This window comes from Paraburkholderia kirstenboschensis (genome assembly GCF_904848585.1).
In the GTDB taxonomy this organism is placed as follows: domain Bacteria; phylum Pseudomonadota; class Gammaproteobacteria; order Burkholderiales; family Burkholderiaceae; genus Paraburkholderia; species Paraburkholderia kirstenboschensis.
Genome location: NZ_CAJHCR010000016.1, coordinates 55,213 through 70,741 on the forward strand (window position 1 = coordinate 55,213; position 15,529 = coordinate 70,741).

Annotated in this window: 20 protein-coding genes and 1 tRNA gene; 1 reads left to right on the plus strand and 20 read right to left on the minus strand. The window is 61.1% G+C overall.

The features are described 5' to 3' along the window. Positions 1 to 248: 248 nt before the first annotated feature. The 7 genes from JMY24_RS29475 to JMY24_RS29505 all read right to left on the minus strand — a co-directional run bounded on the left by JMY24_RS29475 (position 249) and on the right by JMY24_RS29505 (position 5,396). Positions 249 to 324 (minus strand) — tRNA-Thr (locus tag JMY24_RS29475). A gap of 19 nt (positions 325 to 343) precedes the next feature. After that, the gene (locus JMY24_RS29480; RefSeq protein WP_128595903.1) at positions 344 to 862 is read right to left on the minus strand and encodes a ClpXP protease specificity-enhancing factor; all 519 of its coding nucleotides are present in this window, start codon (positions 860 to 862) and stop codon (positions 344 to 346) included. 70 nt (positions 863 to 932) lie between these two features. Beyond that, positions 933 to 1,544 (minus strand): glutathione S-transferase N-terminal domain-containing protein, encoded by a 612-nt coding sequence (locus JMY24_RS29485; RefSeq protein ID WP_006052302.1) that lies wholly within the window; start codon positions 1,542 to 1,544, stop codon positions 933 to 935. Positions 1,545 to 1,640: 96 nt separating this feature from the next. Continuing rightward, positions 1,641 to 2,396: a cytochrome c1 gene (locus JMY24_RS29490; RefSeq protein WP_201703400.1), complete on the minus strand. Its 756-nt coding sequence runs from the start codon at positions 2,394 to 2,396 to the stop codon at positions 1,641 to 1,643. A 23-nt stretch (positions 2,397 to 2,419) separates the two neighbouring features. Next, on the minus strand, positions 2,420 to 3,799 hold the full coding sequence (locus JMY24_RS29495; protein ID WP_128595904.1) for a cytochrome b: 1,380 nt from the start codon (positions 3,797 to 3,799) through the stop codon (positions 2,420 to 2,422). Next, a complete protein-coding gene (gene petA, locus JMY24_RS29500; protein ID WP_020070659.1) occupies positions 3,799 to 4,419 on the minus strand; it encodes a ubiquinol-cytochrome c reductase iron-sulfur subunit in 621 nt (206 codons plus the stop codon). Before petA ends, JMY24_RS29495 begins: the two co-directional genes overlap by 1 nt. Before the next feature lie 230 nt (positions 4,420 to 4,649). Beyond that, entirely contained in the window at positions 4,650 to 5,396 is a 747-nt protein-coding gene (locus JMY24_RS29505) for a Nif3-like dinuclear metal center hexameric protein (RefSeq protein ID WP_128590040.1), read from the minus strand. 19 nt (positions 5,397 to 5,415) lie between these two features. Between JMY24_RS29505 and JMY24_RS29510 the strand changes: the two genes are divergently transcribed. Beyond that, positions 5,416 to 6,630 (plus strand): Do family serine endopeptidase, encoded by a 1,215-nt coding sequence (locus JMY24_RS29510; protein ID WP_128590043.1) that lies wholly within the window; start codon positions 5,416 to 5,418, stop codon positions 6,628 to 6,630. Between the two features lie 185 nt (positions 6,631 to 6,815). On the opposite strand, the gene tatC is transcribed toward JMY24_RS29510, so the two are convergent. The 13 genes from tatC to hisC all read right to left on the minus strand — a co-directional run bounded on the left by tatC (position 6,816) and on the right by hisC (position 15,429). After that, complete coding sequence (gene tatC / locus JMY24_RS29515) at positions 6,816 to 7,595, minus strand: twin-arginine translocase subunit TatC (protein WP_027779461.1); 780 nt, start codon at positions 7,593 to 7,595, stop codon at positions 6,816 to 6,818. Positions 7,596 to 7,629: 34 nt separating this feature from the next. Then, a complete protein-coding gene (gene tatB / locus JMY24_RS29520; RefSeq protein ID WP_128595905.1) occupies positions 7,630 to 8,148 on the minus strand; it encodes a Sec-independent protein translocase protein TatB in 519 nt (172 codons plus the stop codon). A 39-nt stretch (positions 8,149 to 8,187) separates the two neighbouring features. Beyond that, positions 8,188 to 8,424 (minus strand): Sec-independent protein translocase subunit TatA, encoded by a 237-nt coding sequence (tatA, locus tag JMY24_RS29525; RefSeq protein ID WP_128588598.1) that lies wholly within the window; start codon positions 8,422 to 8,424, stop codon positions 8,188 to 8,190. Between the two features lie 223 nt (positions 8,425 to 8,647). Beyond that, the gene (locus JMY24_RS29530; RefSeq protein WP_128588600.1) at positions 8,648 to 9,013 is read right to left on the minus strand and encodes a histidine triad nucleotide-binding protein; all 366 of its coding nucleotides are present in this window, start codon (positions 9,011 to 9,013) and stop codon (positions 8,648 to 8,650) included. Positions 9,014 to 9,102: 89 nt separating this feature from the next. Beyond that, the gene (locus tag JMY24_RS29535; RefSeq protein ID WP_128595906.1) at positions 9,103 to 9,498 is read right to left on the minus strand and encodes a DUF4870 family protein; all 396 of its coding nucleotides are present in this window, start codon (positions 9,496 to 9,498) and stop codon (positions 9,103 to 9,105) included. A 106-nt stretch (positions 9,499 to 9,604) separates the two neighbouring features. Then, a complete protein-coding gene (locus tag JMY24_RS29540) occupies positions 9,605 to 9,997 on the minus strand; it encodes a phosphoribosyl-ATP diphosphatase (RefSeq protein ID WP_128595907.1) in 393 nt (130 codons plus the stop codon). Next, entirely contained in the window at positions 9,994 to 10,404 is a 411-nt protein-coding gene (gene hisI / locus JMY24_RS29545; protein WP_193414856.1) for a phosphoribosyl-AMP cyclohydrolase, read from the minus strand. Before hisI ends, JMY24_RS29540 begins: the two co-directional genes overlap by 4 nt. Before the next feature lies 1 nt (position 10,405). Continuing rightward, positions 10,406 to 11,179 carry an imidazole glycerol phosphate synthase subunit HisF gene (gene hisF / locus JMY24_RS29550; protein ID WP_020070649.1) on the minus strand — a complete coding sequence of 258 codons (774 nt, stop codon included), beginning with the start codon at positions 11,177 to 11,179 and terminating at the stop codon, positions 10,406 to 10,408. 237 nt (positions 11,180 to 11,416) lie between these two features. Further along, complete coding sequence (gene hisA, locus JMY24_RS29555; RefSeq protein WP_020070648.1) at positions 11,417 to 12,169, minus strand: 1-(5-phosphoribosyl)-5-[(5-phosphoribosylamino)methylideneamino]imidazole-4-carboxamide isomerase; 753 nt, start codon at positions 12,167 to 12,169, stop codon at positions 11,417 to 11,419. 214 nt (positions 12,170 to 12,383) lie between these two features. Continuing rightward, positions 12,384 to 13,025: an imidazole glycerol phosphate synthase subunit HisH gene (hisH, locus tag JMY24_RS29560; protein ID WP_128588606.1), complete on the minus strand. Its 642-nt coding sequence runs from the start codon at positions 13,023 to 13,025 to the stop codon at positions 12,384 to 12,386. Further along, complete coding sequence (locus JMY24_RS29565) at positions 13,022 to 13,642, minus strand: MarC family protein (protein WP_020070646.1); 621 nt, start codon at positions 13,640 to 13,642, stop codon at positions 13,022 to 13,024. Before JMY24_RS29565 ends, hisH begins: the two co-directional genes overlap by 4 nt. A gap of 51 nt (positions 13,643 to 13,693) precedes the next feature. Continuing rightward, positions 13,694 to 14,281: an imidazoleglycerol-phosphate dehydratase HisB gene (gene hisB / locus JMY24_RS29570; protein ID WP_006052285.1), complete on the minus strand. Its 588-nt coding sequence runs from the start codon at positions 14,279 to 14,281 to the stop codon at positions 13,694 to 13,696. 77 nt (positions 14,282 to 14,358) lie between these two features. Next, positions 14,359 to 15,429 carry a histidinol-phosphate transaminase gene (gene hisC / locus JMY24_RS29575; RefSeq protein WP_201703401.1) on the minus strand — a complete coding sequence of 357 codons (1,071 nt, stop codon included), beginning with the start codon at positions 15,427 to 15,429 and terminating at the stop codon, positions 14,359 to 14,361. Between the last annotated feature and the right edge of the window lie 100 nt (positions 15,430 to 15,529).

Sequence of the window (15,529 nt, forward strand, 5' to 3'; positions counted from 1 at the left end):
CCGACGCCCGAATAGTACCCTCTGCCGCCTTGCCTCGCGGCATCGTTTCGCCGCGCTGTTCACAATGAAAAGTAGACAGTTTAGTCCACGAGCGACAAGGTGAAAGAGATATGGCGAATTTGAGCCTCGAAAGCACTCACCGACCGGCGCAAAGCGGTGTGGGACGGCTAGTGCGGCCGAGACCCGCGCAATATCCACCCAATAAAAAACGGGGTTCCTGACTGAACAGAAACCCCGTTTCGTACTACTGGTGCCGGCTGCAGGACTCGAACCCGCCACCTCATGATTACAAGTCAAGCGCTCTACCTGATGAGCTAAGCCGGCATGAGGCCGTGATTCTACTTCATTTTACGATCTTGAGGCGAGCCCTACCGCCACCTTTTGAACCGTCGTCGTCGGGCTGGTCGCCCTCCGGCGCGTGGTCCGCTTTGGCGGTGCTATCGGCAGCGGACGGATTTTCGACGGCACGTGGCGCACTGGGCGCAACCGGCGCGGCGGTCGGCTCGACTGTTTCGGCGTCGGCGCCCGAATCCTGCGCTTCACCGCCCGTCGACTCGACCGGAAATGCCATGCCCTGCCCGTTTTCGCGCGCATAGATCGCGAGGATGTTGGCGACCGGCACCTCGATCTTGTGCGACTTCCCGGAGAAACGCGCGCTGAATTCGACCCACTCGTTGCCCATCTGCAACTGGCTGGTGGCCTCGAAGCTGATGTTCAACACAATCTCGTTGTCGCGCACGAATTGCCGCGGCACACGCGTCTGATTGTCGACGCGCACTGCGATGTGCGGCGTATAGCCGTTATCCGTGCACCATTCGTACAGCGCCCGCAGCAGATACGGCTTGGTGGAAATCTCTTGCATCAGCAGTCCTCTTACCGGGCGCGGAGCCGCGCGCGTCGAGCCGCGCGGAGCCCGCAACCCACAGCCAAACTCAACGACGCATCACCTTTTCCGACGGCGTCAGCGCCTCGATATAAGCCGGACGGCTGAAAATGCGCTCGGCGTACTTCATCAGCGGTGCCGCGTTCTTCGACAGTTCGATGCCGTAGTGATCCAGACGCCACAGGAGCGGCGCGATCGCGACGTCGAGCATCGAGAACTCTTCGCCGAGCATGTACTTGTTCTTCAGGAAGATCGGCGCGAGTTGCGTCAGGCGGTCGCGGATCGCGAGGCGCGCTTTCTCGTGGTTCTTCTCCGCGGCCTTGCCCTTTTCGTTCTCGAGCGTGCCGACGTGGACGAACAGTTCCTTCTCGAAGTTCAGCAGGAACAAACGGGCGCGCGCGCGCTGTACCGGATCGGCCGGCATCAGTTGCGGATGCGGAAAGCGCTCGTCGATGTACTCGTTGATGATGTTCGATTCGTACAGAATCAGGTCCCGTTCGACCAGAATCGGCACCTGACCATACGGATTCATCACGGCGATGTCTTCCGGCTTGTTAAACAGGTCGACGTCGCGGATCTCGAAGTCCATGCCCTTTTCGAACAACACCAGCCGGCAACGCTGGGAGAACGGGCAAGTTGTGCCGGAATACAGAACCATCATGATTTACGTTTCCTCAAAAAGCTGAAGGGCCAGCGCGCGGAAAAACCGTTCAACAGGTTTTTCCTGGCGCCGGCCCCACGCCGTGTAGCGGCGTGATTATTTGATATGTTTCCAGTACGCGGCGTTCAGTCGCCAGGCGAAAAAGCTCAGAATACCGAGGAACATCAGCACCCACACGCCAAGCTGTTTGCGGGTTTTCTGAGTCGGCTCGGACATCCAGGACAGATACGACACAAGGTCGGCCACAGCAGAATCATAATCTACCGGCGACATCGTCCCCGGAGTGACCTGCTGGAAACCCACAAATTTGTGCACCTTTTCGCCCGTTTTTTCGTCGACTTCGTCACTGAACTTCGCGGTACGTTGCCCCTGAAGCTGCCACAACACGTGAGGCATGCTCACGTTTTCATACACCAGATTATTCCAACCGGTCGGCCGCGTATTGTCGCGATAAAAGCTGCGCAGATACGTGTAAAGCCAGTCCTTGCCGCGCGCCCGCGCTTCCACTGACAAATCCGGAGGACTTGCGCCGAACCACGCCTTTGCGTCGTCCGGGCGCATTGCCACGGTCATCGTGTTGCCGACCTTGTCGGTGGTGAACAGCAGGTTCGACTGAATTTCGGTCGGCGCAATGCCGAGATCGGTCAGCCGGTTGTATCGCACCAGATTCGCGCTGTGGCAATTCAGGCAGTAGTTTACAAACAATTGCGCCCCGTGCTGCAAAGAAGCGAAATTGTCCGCGTTATCCGGCGCGCGGTCGAGATGTACATTCTCGTCCGCATACGCCGGGCCGCTCAGCACCGCGAGCAGTGTCGCGCCGATCAGCGCGCACGTCGAAAGCAGTTTCTTCATCTTCGTGTTCTCCTCGCTCGCCATTAGTGGGACTTGAACCGCACCCGCTCGGGCGGCTGCTTGAACGTGCCAAGCCTCGTCCAGAACGGCATGCCGAGGAAAAACGCGAAGTAGATCAGCGCGCACACCTGCGCAATCAACGTGGCGGCCGGCGACGGCGGTTTAGTGCCGAGGAAGCCCAACGTCAGGAAAGCGAGCACGAAGATCCCGTAAAACACCTTGTGGAAGAACGGCCGGTAGCGGATCGACTTGACCGGCGAGCGGTCCAGCCACGGCAGGAAAAAGAGCGAAATCACCGCGCCGCCCATCACCACCACGCCCCAGAACTTCGATTCGGTGAAGGCCATTGCCAGAATCACGAGCACCGCGAGCACCGGCAAACCCAATTTCCACTTGCCGCGCGCGCGCACCAGCGCGAGCAGGCCGAGCAGCGCGATCACGACCATCAGCACGATCTTGAACGGATCGGTGGTGGCGCGCAGCATCGCGTAAAAGGCTGTGAAGTACCACACCGGCGCGATTTCCTGCGGTGTTTGCAGAGGATTCGCCGGGACGAAGTTGTTGGCCTCGAGGAAGTACCCGCCCATTTCCGGCGCGAAGAAAATAATCGCTGCGAAAATCATCAGGAACACCGACACGCCGAAGAAATCGTGCACCGAGTAGTACGGGTGAAACGGGATGCCGTCGAGCGGAATGCCGTCCGGGTCTTTCTTCGCCTTGATCTCGATGCCGTCCGGGTTGTTGGAACCGACTTCATGCAGCGCGACCAGGTGAGCGACGACGAGCCCAAGCAGCACGAGCGGAATCGCGATCACATGGAACGCGAAGAAGCGGTTCAGCGTGACGTCCGACACCACGTAGTCGCCGCGAATCCACAACGACAGATCCGGCCCGATGAACGGAATCGCCGAGAACAGGTTGACGATAACCTGCGCGCCCCAGAACGACATCTGGCCCCACGGGAGCAGGTAGCCGAAGAACGCTTCGGCCATCAGGCACAGGAAGATCGCGCAGCCGAAAATCCATACGAGTTCGCGCGGCTTGCGGTACGAACCGTACATGAGGCCGCGGAACATATGCAGATACACGACGACGAAGAACATCGACGCGCCCGTGGAGTGCATATAGCGGATGAGCCACCCCCACGGCACTTCACGCATGATGTACTCGACCGACGCGAACGCGAGCGTCGCGTCGGGCTTGTAGTTCATCGTGAGGAAGATGCCCGTGACGATCTGATTGACCAGCACCAGCAGCGCGAGCGAACCGAAGAAGTACCAGAAGTTGAAGTTCTTCGGTGCGTAGTATTCGGAGACGTGCTTTTTCCAGGTGGACGTTAAGGGGAAGCGCCGGTCGATCCAACCGACCAGCCCGGTCGTTTGTACTTCGTGTTCGATCGCCATTACGCTTCTCCTTTCTCGTCCTTGCCGATCACGAGCCCGTTGGCTCCCGTGAACATGTAAGGCGGGATGTCGAGGTTCTGCGGCGCAGGTTTGTTCTTGAAGACGCGGCCGGCCATGTCATAGGTCGAACCGTGGCACGGGCACAGAAAGCCGCCTGGCCAGTCGTCTGGAAGATTGGGCTGCGCGCCCTCCATGAAGCGCGGCGTCGGCGTGCAGCCCAGATGGGTGCACACGGCAACGGCGACAAATATGTTCTTGCGGTCGGTGCGTGCGCGGAATTCGTTGTTGCAGTACTCCGGCAACGGCATCGAAAAGACGTTCTTGCTGTGGGGATCGGCTACTTCGTTATCGGCTTTCTGGACATCGGCGAGCATCTTGTCGGTGCGGTTGATGATCCAGACCGGCTTGCCGCGCCATGCAACGGTCATCATGTCGCCGGGCTTCAGATTGCTGATGTCCACTTCGACCGGGGCACCTGCTGCCTTGGCCTTTTCAGATGGTGCAAACGAACTAACAAAGGGTACGACAGTGGCAACGCCTCCTATGCCACCTGCTACGGTCGTCGCTATCAGCCAGGTACGGCGGCTGCCGTCGACGCGTTCATCTTCCTTGTCTCGCATCACACGCCCCACTTCTGAGTTGGATTTTTCCTTCACGTCGCTTCTACCGCCGCTAGTTTGCTCGAATGGAGTCGCCATTTACAAGGGCCGATTGCCAAAAACCGTGCGAAGCCCTTGATAGCTAAGGGTTTCTCCGTACGAATCGCAAACTTTTTCGCAGCTCCTTTTAAGTGTCCCCTCCGTTATTCGTGCCTTTTGCTCAGCTAATGCGCATTTGATAATTCAACGAATCAAACCGGATTAGGGATATCGATAAAGAGGTGTTCGATATCGAACTGCTCGGACAGATGCTTGCCCACCGCCTGCACGCCGAGGCGCTCCGTTGCATGATGCCCCGCCGCGAGAAACGCGACGCCGCTTTCCGCCGACGTGTGCATGACCGACTCCGACACCTCGCCGGTCAAATAAACGTCGGCGCCGGCGTTGATCGCCGCGTCGAACATGCCTTGCGCAGCGCCCGTACACCATGCGACGCGGCGCAGACTGCGATCCGGGTCGCCGAACACGAGCGGCGTGCGGCCGAGCGTCTGCTCGATCTCGGCGGTGAAGTGCGCGAGCGTGATCGGCATCGCAAAAGTGGCGAGCCAGCCAAGGTCGTTCTCGCCGAAGCGCGCGTCGCTGATCCAGCCCATCTTCGCGCCGATCTGCGCGTTGTTGCCGAATTCGGGATGGTCGTCGAGCGGCAAGTGATAAGCGAACATGTTCAGGTCGTTCGCGAGCAGCAGCTTCAGGCGCGCGTATTTGCGGCCGGTGATCTGCGGCGCCTCGTTGCGCCAGAAGTAGCCGTGATGGACCAGCACGGCGTCCGCGCCCCAGTCCAGCGCGGCTTCCAGAAACGCCACCGACGCGGTCACGCCCGTTGCGAGCTTGTTGATCTTGCGACGCCCCTCGACTTGCAGACCATTGGGGCAATAGTCCTTGAAGCGCGCGGTTTCAAGGAGATTGTTCAAGTACAATTCAAGTTCGATCCGATCCATATAAACCTCTAGTCTTCAGATGCTTAGACGCTTTTGGCTGTTCTTTGCCCAAGCGGTGACTGTGCTGTTGGCGCTGATGTTCATCATCGCGACCCTCAAACCGCAGTGGCTCCAGCGTCAAGGGCAATTCGGCAAGCAACTTGCCGAACCGATCGTCGCCTTGCGGGAAGTGGCGCCTGGCATCGGTAGCGGGCCCGCAACGGCGTCTTATGCAGACGCCGCTCAAAAGGCCATGCCTGCGGTCGTCAATGTGTTTTCCAGCAAAGATGGCTCACTGCCGCCAGATCCGCGCGCGAAAGACCCGCTGTTCCGCTACTTCTTCGGCGACAAGAACAATCGCAAGCAGCGCGAGCAACCTGCCGCGAACCTCGGCTCCGGCGTGATAGTGAGTTCGGAAGGTTACATTCTAACGAACCAGCACGTGGTCGACGGCGCCGATCAGATCGAAATCGCGTTGGCCGACGGCCGCACCACGAATGCCAAGGTGATCGGTATCGATCCGGAAACGGATCTGGCCGTGCTGAAGGTCAATATGACCAACCTGCCCACCATCACCTTGGGCCGCATGGAACAGACCCGCGTGGGCGACGTCGTGCTCGCGATCGGCAATCCGTTCGGCGTCGGGCAGACGGTGACCATGGGCATTGTCAGCGCGCTCGGTCGCAATCATCTCGGCATCAATACGTTCGAAAACTTCATTCAGACCGACGCGGCGATCAATCCCGGCAATTCGGGCGGCGCACTGGTCGACGTGAACGGCAATCTGCTCGGCATCAACACCGCCATTTATTCGCGCTCTGGGGGTTCGCTCGGCATTGGCTTCGCGATTCCGGTCTCGACGGCGCGCAGCGTGCTCGAGAGCATCATCACCACGGGTTCGGTCACGCGCGGCTGGATTGGCGTCGAGCCGCAAGATGTGACACCGGAGATTGCCGAGTCGTTCGGGCTCGAGCAGAAGTCGGGGGCGATCGTTGCGGGCGTGCTGAAGAATGGTCCGGCCGACCGTGCCGGTATCAAGCCGGGCGACATTCTGATGAGCGTGAACGGCCAGGAAATCACCGACACTACCCGTCTGCTGAACGTGATTGCGCAGATCAAGCCGGGCACGGCCGCGAAGGTGCATCTGGTGCGCAAGAACCGCGAGCTCGATCTCGACGTGACCATCGGCAAGCGCCCGCCGCCGCCGAAACAACCGGTCGAGGACAGCGATCAGCAGGACGACGACGGCGGTTAAAGGTCCGGCCGGTGGCAAGTCCATGCTGGCTTGAGGCAGAACGCAGAAGGCAAAAAGGGCAGTCCATGACGGACTGCCCTTTTGTTTTAGCCGCGCGGCGTAATCACTGACGTGGGATTGCCGCGAAATCACCGCCCCCTTGCCACCGAGCTGAAGAGCCGCGCAAACACCGCAGCGCGCTCACATCAAGCCGGCGGAGTCGCGTCTTCGACAACTGCCGGCTGTTTGCCGACGATCAACCGCGCGGCGATGATCCCCGCCTCGTACAGCACGATCAGCGGAATGGCCAGAATAAGCTGCGAGAACACGTCTGGCGGCGTGACCACCGCCGAAATCACGAACGCGCCGACGATCACATACGGCCGGATCTCCTTGAGCTTCTTCAGCGTCACTACGTTCATGCGCACCAGCAGCACGACGACGATGGGCACTTCGAACGTCACGCCGAATGCAATGAACATAGTGAGCACAAAGCTCAGGTAATTGTCGATATCGGTCGTCATCTCTGCGCCCAACGGCGCGTTGTAATGCGCCATTACGCGAAAGATAGTCGGGAACACCACGAAGTACGCGAACGCCATGCCGCACAGAAACAGCGTATAGCTGCTGCCGACCAACGGCCCGACCAGTTTCTTTTCATGCTGATAAAGACCCGGCGCGACGAACGCCCAGATCTGATAAAGCACAATGGGCAGCGCGATCACGAAAGCCACCAGCATGGTCACTTTCATCGGCACGAAAAAGGAGCCGGTGACGTCGGTGACGATCATCTTGCCGTCTTTCGGCAAGTTCTGCATCAGCGGGCGCGCCAGCAGCCGGAAGATGTCCGGCGCCCAATACACCAACCCGACAAACACCACGATGACGGCAAGGCCCGCGCGGATGATGCGGTCGCGCAATTCAACGAGGTGAGAAATGAAGGTCTCTTCAGCGCCTTCGTCCTGACTTTTCTGGGGGTCGCTCACACCGGCCCTCGGTTAGAGATTGTCGTTCTGGTCATCAGAAAAACCGCGTCGGACGACGCATGCTGGCAGGCGTATGCCGCGCGACGCGCGCCGCGCCCGACTGCACGCGCGTGCGGCGCGTGGTTGCGCGCTTGTACCAGGTTGGCATTGCGGTTTGCTTGACGCGCCAGTTCTTGCGCTTGGGCGCCCCAGCTGGCGTGCTGCCTTGCCACGAAGTATTGACGGCGTCTTCGACCGCACCGCCGGCAATGCTCGGCGACACCGACGTGCCGCTGTTCCACGCGTCGTTCAGTTCGGCCTCATGCTTGCGCAGGTTCTCCTGAACGGAGGTCTGGACATTGGTGGCCGCCGTTTCGAACTCGGTTTTCATGCGACGCAATTCGTCGAGTTCGATTTCCCGCGTGACTTCCGACTTGACGTCGTTGATATACCGCTGAGCGCGACCGAACAGCGCGCCGGCCGTGCGGGCAACGCGCGGCAAGCGCTCAGGGCCGAGCACGACTAGCGCGACGACGCCAATCAGCGCCATCTTGGTTAGACCGAGGTCCAGCATGGAGGGAAATGTCCGTCAGTAACGCGGTTGGCCCGCGGCTTAGCGGTAATCGCCCGAACGCGGGGCCTTTTCCTTTGCTTCCACATCGACGGCGCCGTTGCGCGGCAGTTCGCGCTGCTGCGCGTCGGCCGGTGTTTCACCTTCCTTCATGCCTTCCTTGAAGCCCTTTACAGCGCCACCCAGGTCGCCGCCGATATTGCGCAGCTTCTTCGTGCCGAACACGAGCGCCACGATCAGCAACACGATCAACCAATGCCAAATACTCAACGAACCCATGACTACTCTCCTTAACCCCGACGCCGCACGTGATGCGGCAAAAATCGTCTGCCTTGCGGCGTGAATCGAAGCGCATGCGCTTCTTCTACGTTACAGCGGCAATGCCGCCCTCGCCGCCGACGCCACGACACAGGCCGTATTGTGGCCATGCAATCGCGTCGCCGAAATTACAACGCAGCAAAAACAACGCCGACCCGATGGGCCGCTCGCCCAAACTGCGCAGTCAGCCCATGCGCTGCCACGGACGCGGCCCCGCCAGTATGTGCGCGTGCAGGTGATAAACCTCTTGCCCACCGCCCGGTCCGGTATTGATGACCGTGCGGAAGCCTGTTTCGCCACCTGTGTACGCCACGCCCAACTGGTCGGCAAGACGCGCCGTTAAAACGAGCATTCTACCAAGCAGCGGCGCATCGCTCTCGGTGCAGTCAGTAAGAGTGGCAATGTGCTTGCGCGGGATGACCAGCACATGGGTCTCGGCCGCCGGACGGATGTCGCGGAAGGCGACGAACTCGTCGTCTTCGTGGACTTTGGTCGACGGAATCTGGCCGGCGGCGATCTTGCAAAAGAGGCAGTTCGGGTCGTGACTCATCGTATTCCTGACACGGTAGGGCTACAGCGTAAAGCGTGACTGGACGCGGTGCGGCGCGGTTCCGCCGCTGTCCTTAACATCGGACGAATTCAGAACCACGAACGCGGATTCGCGAGCGGCTTGTTATCGTACAGATACAGCCACCCTTTGATAATACGGTACAACATCCAGATGCTCACGGCCCACAGCACCGGAATACCGATCACCACGAACAGCAGCAGCCCGCCTATCGCATAACCCAGCAGGCCGATCCAGAACGTGCGGATCTGCCACTCGAAGTGCGCCTCATACGGCGTGCCTGCCGCGTCGCTCCGCTTCACGTAATTGATGATGATCGCGACGATGATCGTCAGCCCGCCCGTCAGCCAGTGGACCGCATACAGCGCGTACAGCACATGCGTCAGGGTGCGCAGGCTGCGTTCCCGCTCCGGCTCGATTGCGTGGCGATACGCGGGCCGCGGATAACTCTCGTGCGACTGTTCCATGCTTGCGTCCTCCAGAGGATGCGTTTGCGATGCGTTCAGTGCAATGTGGGCTCCGGCGCTCGACACTTCAAGGCAATGCGGGCAAACACCAACGAAAAAACGCGCGTCAGTCGCCGTTCTGCTCGCGTTCGCGGCTCTTGCGCAGCGCCTTTTCTTCGATGCCGGACATACCTTCGCGACGCTCGAGTTCGGCGAGCACGTCGGCTGGGCTCAGATCGTAGTGCGAGAGCATCACGAGGCAGTGAAACCACAAGTCCGCGACCTCGCCGACGAGCGCCTTCGTCTCGCCGCCGTGGCGCGTGTCCTTGGCGGCCAGCACGACTTCGGTGGCCTCTTCGCCGATCTTCTTGAGCACCGCGTCGTCGCCTTTGTGGAACAGGCGCGATACATACGACACGTCGGGATCGCCGCCCTTGCGGCTGTCGATGATCGCCGCAAGGCGCATCAGCGTGTCGGTGGTGGACAGCGTGGAAGGCATGGCTTGCGTGGTCTGCGTCATTTGTAGATGTGTTCGGGGTCTTTCAGCACGGGATCGACGGCGACCCAGTCGCCATCTTCCGCCGTGCCTTCGAATTTCTGGAAAAAGCACGAGTGGCGGCCGGTGTGGCACGCAATGCCGGACACCTGCTCCACCTTCAGCAGCACGACGTCTTCGTCGCAATCGAGCCGCACTTCATGCACATGCTGCACGTGGCCGGACTCTTCGCCTTTGAACCACAAGCGCTGGCGCGAGCGCGAGAAGTACACCGCGCGGCCCAGCTCGATGGTCTTTGCCAGTGCCTCGCGGTTCATCCACGCGAACATCAGCACGTCGTTCGTCGACGCTTCCTGCGCGATGACCGGCACGAGGCCGTTCGCGTCCCATTTGACCTTGTCGAGCCAATTGACTGCCGTTGGATTCACCACGTCACAACCTCACCGAAATGCCTTGCTCGGCCATGAAGCGCTTGGCCTCGCCCACCGTGTGCTCGCCATAGTGGAAGATGCTCGCGGCAAGCACGGCGTCTGCGTGGCCGCTCGTGATGCCGTCGGCGAGATGCTGCAGATTGCCGACGCCGCCCGAGGCGATCACCGGAACCGGCACCGCGTCGGACACCGCGCGCGTGAGCGCGAGGTCAAAGCCGCTCTTTGTGCCGTCGCGATCCATGCTGGTCAGCAGGATTTCACCCGCGCCGAGTTCGGCCATCTTGCGCGCCCATTCGACCGCTTCAAGGCCGGTGGCCTTGCGTCCGCCGTGCGTGAAGACTTCCCAGCGCGGCGTCTCGCCGTCCGCGGAAACGCGCTTGGCGTCGATCGCGACGACAATGCACTGCGAGCCGTACTTGTCGGTGGCGTCTTTCACGAGTTGCGGATTCGCGACCGCCGACGAGTTCATGCTGATCTTGTCCGCGCCCGCGTTCAGCAGACGCCGCACGTCTTCGACGGCGCGCACGCCGCCGCCGACCGTCAGCGGAATAAAGACCTGCGAGGCAACCGCTTCGATGATCGGCAGGATCAGATCGCGCTGATCCGACGTAGCGGTGATATCGAGGAAAGTGAGTTCGTCCGCTCCCTGATCGTCGTAACGACGCGCGATTTCGACCGGGTCGCCCGCGTCGCGCAATTCGACGAAGTTGACGCCCTTGACCACGCGGCCAGCGGTGACGTCGAGACAGGGGATGATGCGTTTAGCTAGAGCCATGATCTTGCAATTCTGCCAATACCGCTGATGAGGCCGCTCATTTCAACGTGAAGCGAGCGGCATGGTCCGGCGCGGGAGGCCGCGCCACGCCGGAAGTGTTTCGCGCAACCGAAACTGGAACCGCTACGGGAGCGCGCCGCCGGAACACGCCGCCATGAGCGCTCGAGTGCCAGAAGCGATCCGGGCGCGATCGAGTCAAACCCGCCAGTCGCACCGCGACGAAACTGGCGCCAGGGTTTAAGCGTCGTCCGATTCGCGCAGCCGGTCCGCCAGTGTTTGCGCAGCCGCAAAGTCGAGGTCGCCCGAGTAAATTGCCCGGCCGCAGATCACGCCTTCGATGCCTTCGTCCTCGACTTCGCACAGCGATTCGATGTCGGTCAGGTTCGACAGCCCGCCGCTCGCGATCACCGGAATCTTCACCGCGCGCGCAAGACGCACGGTCGCTTCGATGTTGATGCCTTGCAGCATGCCGTCGCGGCCAATGTCCGTGTAAATGATCGACTCGCAGCCGTAATCTTCGAACTTGCGCGCGAGATCGGCGACTTCGTGGCCCGTCAGCTTGCTCCAGCCGTCAGTCGCGACCTTGCCGTCTTTGGCATCCAGACCGACGATGATATGGCCGCCGAACGCCGTGCACGCGTCCTGCAAGAAGCCCGGATTCTTCACCGCCGCCGTGCCGATGATCACGTACTCCAGACCGTCGTCGAGATAGCGCTCGATCGTGTTCAGGTCGCGGATGCCGCCGCCGAGCTGCACGGGAATCTCGCCGCCCACTTCCTCGATGATCGCGCGAATCGCCTCTTCGTTCCTCGGCTTGCCGGCGAACGCGCCATTCAGGTCGACGAGGTGCAGACGGCGCGCTCCGCGCTCGACCCAATGTCGGGCCATAGCCGCCGGTTCCTCGGAGAATATCGTCGCCTGGTCCATATCGCCTTGTTTGAGGCGTACACACTGACCGTCTTTCAGGTCGATGGCGGGGATCAGCAGCATAGCAATCGGGTGTTGTGTGGGAAGGGGTTGAAGGTCGGCGGCAGCGGCTGGTAGGTCAGTCCGCGAGAACGCCGTCTCGCTAGTTTAGTACAACTCTTTCGGCGGCCTTGCGTACCGGCAGAGTCGCGCGAAATCGGGGTGCAAAAGCTGTGGCGCGCGGCGAACGTCCCGCTCGTGGCGGAACGACGCACGGCAACGGAACAGAAAAAGGCGCTCACGGGTTCCAGTGCACGAAATTGCGATACACGCGCAGCCCTGCGTCGGCGCTCTTTTCCGGGTGGAATTGGGTCGCGAAGATGTTATCCCGCGCCACCGCCGAGGTAAAGGGCACACCGTACACAGTTTCGCCGGACGTATGCGCGGCATTCTCCGGCACCACGTAGTAGCTGTGCACGAAGTAGAAGAACGCGTTGTCCGCCACGCCGTCCCACAGCGGATGCGGCCGCGCCTGACGCACGCGGTTCCAGCCCATTTGCGGCACCTTGAAGCGCGAGCCGTCGTCCTGCACCTGGCCTTCCAGATCGAAACGCAGCACCTTGCCCGGCAACAGTCCGAGTCCCGGCGTATCGCCCTCCGCGCTCCAGTCGAACAGCATCTGTTCGCCGACGCAGACGCCCATCAGCGGCTTCACGCGCGACGCTTCCACGACTGCTTCCTGCAAGCCGGACTCCGCGAGACTGCGCATGCAATCGGGCATCGCACCCTGGCCCGGCAACACCACGCGGTCGGCAGCGCGAATCGCTTCGGGCTTGTCGACGATCGCCACGTCCGCTTCCGGCGCGGCTTTGCGCAATGCCTGCGCCACCGAGCGCAGGTTGCCCATTCCGTAATCCACAATCGCTATCGAAGTTTTCATTTCAAGTTAGGCAGCAAAGCCTTCAATCCATCGACGATGAATTCCACCGCCAGCGCCGATAACATCAAACCCATGAGCCGCGTGCCAATATTGATACCCGTGCGACCGACCCAGCGGGCAATCGGTTCGGCAAGACGCAGCGAAAAAAAGCAGATCGCCGCCAACACCGCGCCGATCACGATCAGGCTGATCCGGTCGTACCAGTGCGGCGAGCCGGCTGCATAAATGATCGTGGTGCTGATCGCGCCCGGGCCGGTCAACAGCGGAATCGCCAGCGGCACGACCGCGATGTTGTCCTTCTGCTCCGCCTCGTGGCGTTCTTCGGGCGTCGAACGGCTATTGCCGATCTGCGCGTTCAGCATGTTGATCGCCATCAGCAGCATGATGATCCCGCCGCCCACTTCGAGCGAACCGACCGAGATGCCGAAGAAGCTGATGATCTGCTGCCCGAGCATCGTGGTTATCGCAATCACGCAGAACACCGAAATCGCCGCGATCCGAATGGTCCTGCGCCGCTCGACGTCGCTCTGATTCGCCGTCAGGCTCATGAAAAACGGAATCGCGCCGATCGGATTGATCAGCGCGAGCAGCGAGATAAACGACTTCAGAATATCCATTGAACACCGGGCGCGCGCACTGCGCGATCCCGGTCCTGGTAAATGCGTCGCTTAAAGGCTGCCCTTGGTCGACGGAATCTGTCCCGCCGCGCGTTCATCCAGCTCCACAGCCATGCGCAGCGCACGGCCGAAAGCCTTGAACACCGTTTCCATTTGATGGTGAGCGTTCAGGCCGCGCAGGTTGTCGATATGCAGCGTGACGCCCGCGTGGTTCACGAAGCCGCGGAAAAATTCGATCGACAGATCGACGTCGAACGTGCCGATGCGCGCGCGCGTGAACGGCACATGAAATTCGAGTCCCGGACGGCCGGAAAAGTCGATCACGACACGCGAAAGCGCTTCGTCGAGCGGCACGTACGAGTGGCCATAGCGGCGAATGCCCTTGCGGTCGCCGATTGCTTTTGCCACAGCCTGACCGAGCGTGATGCCGGTGTCTTCGACAGTATGGTGGTCGTCGATATGCAGGTCGCCATGCGCTTCGATGTCGAGATCGAACAGGCCATGCCGCGCGATCTGGTCGAGCATGTGGTCCAGAAACGGCACGCCGGTGGCCAGCTTTTGCTGACCGGTGCCGTCCAGATTGATCTTGACACGGATCTGCGTTTCGCTGGTATTGCGAACGACTTCCGCAAGGCGCATGGTAATTCCTCGAATCTAGCTGTGAAGCGATAGTAGTGTGGGATGGGAGCGGCGAGCCGCTGCTTGTCGCAGTTCGCTCAGTGCAGCACGAGTTTCAGTGCGGCGAGCAATTGGGCGTTTTCTTCGGGAGAACCGACGGTCAAACGCACGCAATTGGCGAGCAGTGCATGCATTTTACTCACGTTTTTGATCAAAACCCGCGCGGCGAGCAGGGTTTCGAACAGAACCGAAGCGTCGGGCACGCGCACCAGCAGAAAGTTGCCGGCGCTCGGGAACACTTCGGCACCCGGCAATTCGGCCACGGCCTGCGCGAGCTTCGTGCGCTCGTCGCGCAATTGCGCGGCTTGCGAGTCCAGCACGTCGACGTGATCCAGCAGGAAGTCCGCCGCCGCCTGGGTCAATACGTTGGTGTTGTAGGGCGGGCGCACCTTGTCCAGTTCGGTCAGCCAGGCGGGCTTACCCACCAGATAACCGAGACGGATGCCGGCCAGACCGAGCTTCGACACCGTGCGCATCACGACGACGTTGTCGAACGCGTCGGCGCGCGGCAGCCAGCTACGCTGCGCGAACGGCTGGTACGCTTCGTCGATCACCACGAGACTTTTCGTCGCCGCGGCGATAATGCGCTCCATGTCGGCGTCGTCGAATAACGTGCCCGTGGGGTTGTTCGGGTATGCGAGATAGACGACCGCCGGCTCGTGTTCGGCGATTGCCGTGAGCATGGCTTGCGTGTCGAGCGTGAAATCGGCCTTCAGCGGCACACCGACGAACTCGAGGTTCGCCAGCTTGGCCGACATCTGATACATGACGAAGCCCGGCACCGGCGCCAGCACCTTGGCGCCCGGCTTCGCGCACGCGATCGACACCATACTGATGATCTCGTCGGAGCCATTGCCGAGCAGCACGTCGCAGCCGGCCGGCACGCCCATTACGCGTTTGATTTTCTCTATCAGCGCTTCCGGGCGCGGCGCCGGATAACGGTTCAGCGCGACACCCGCCAGATGCTCGCCAAGATGCGCGGCCAGCACGGGCGGCAGCGCAAACGGGTTTTCCATTGCGTCGAGCTTGATGTAGCCGGTCGCGTCCGGAACGGGATAGCTCGTCATCGCGAGCACGTCGCGGCGGATGATGTCTTGAGGTGTCGTCATAGGTCAGTTGGCCGGCCGCGCGCGCCGCATGCATCTGGCGCATGGAACGCATCGGACGCGCCTCGTTTCGCAGCGGGTTCGCCGCGTCAGGTTGGTCTGC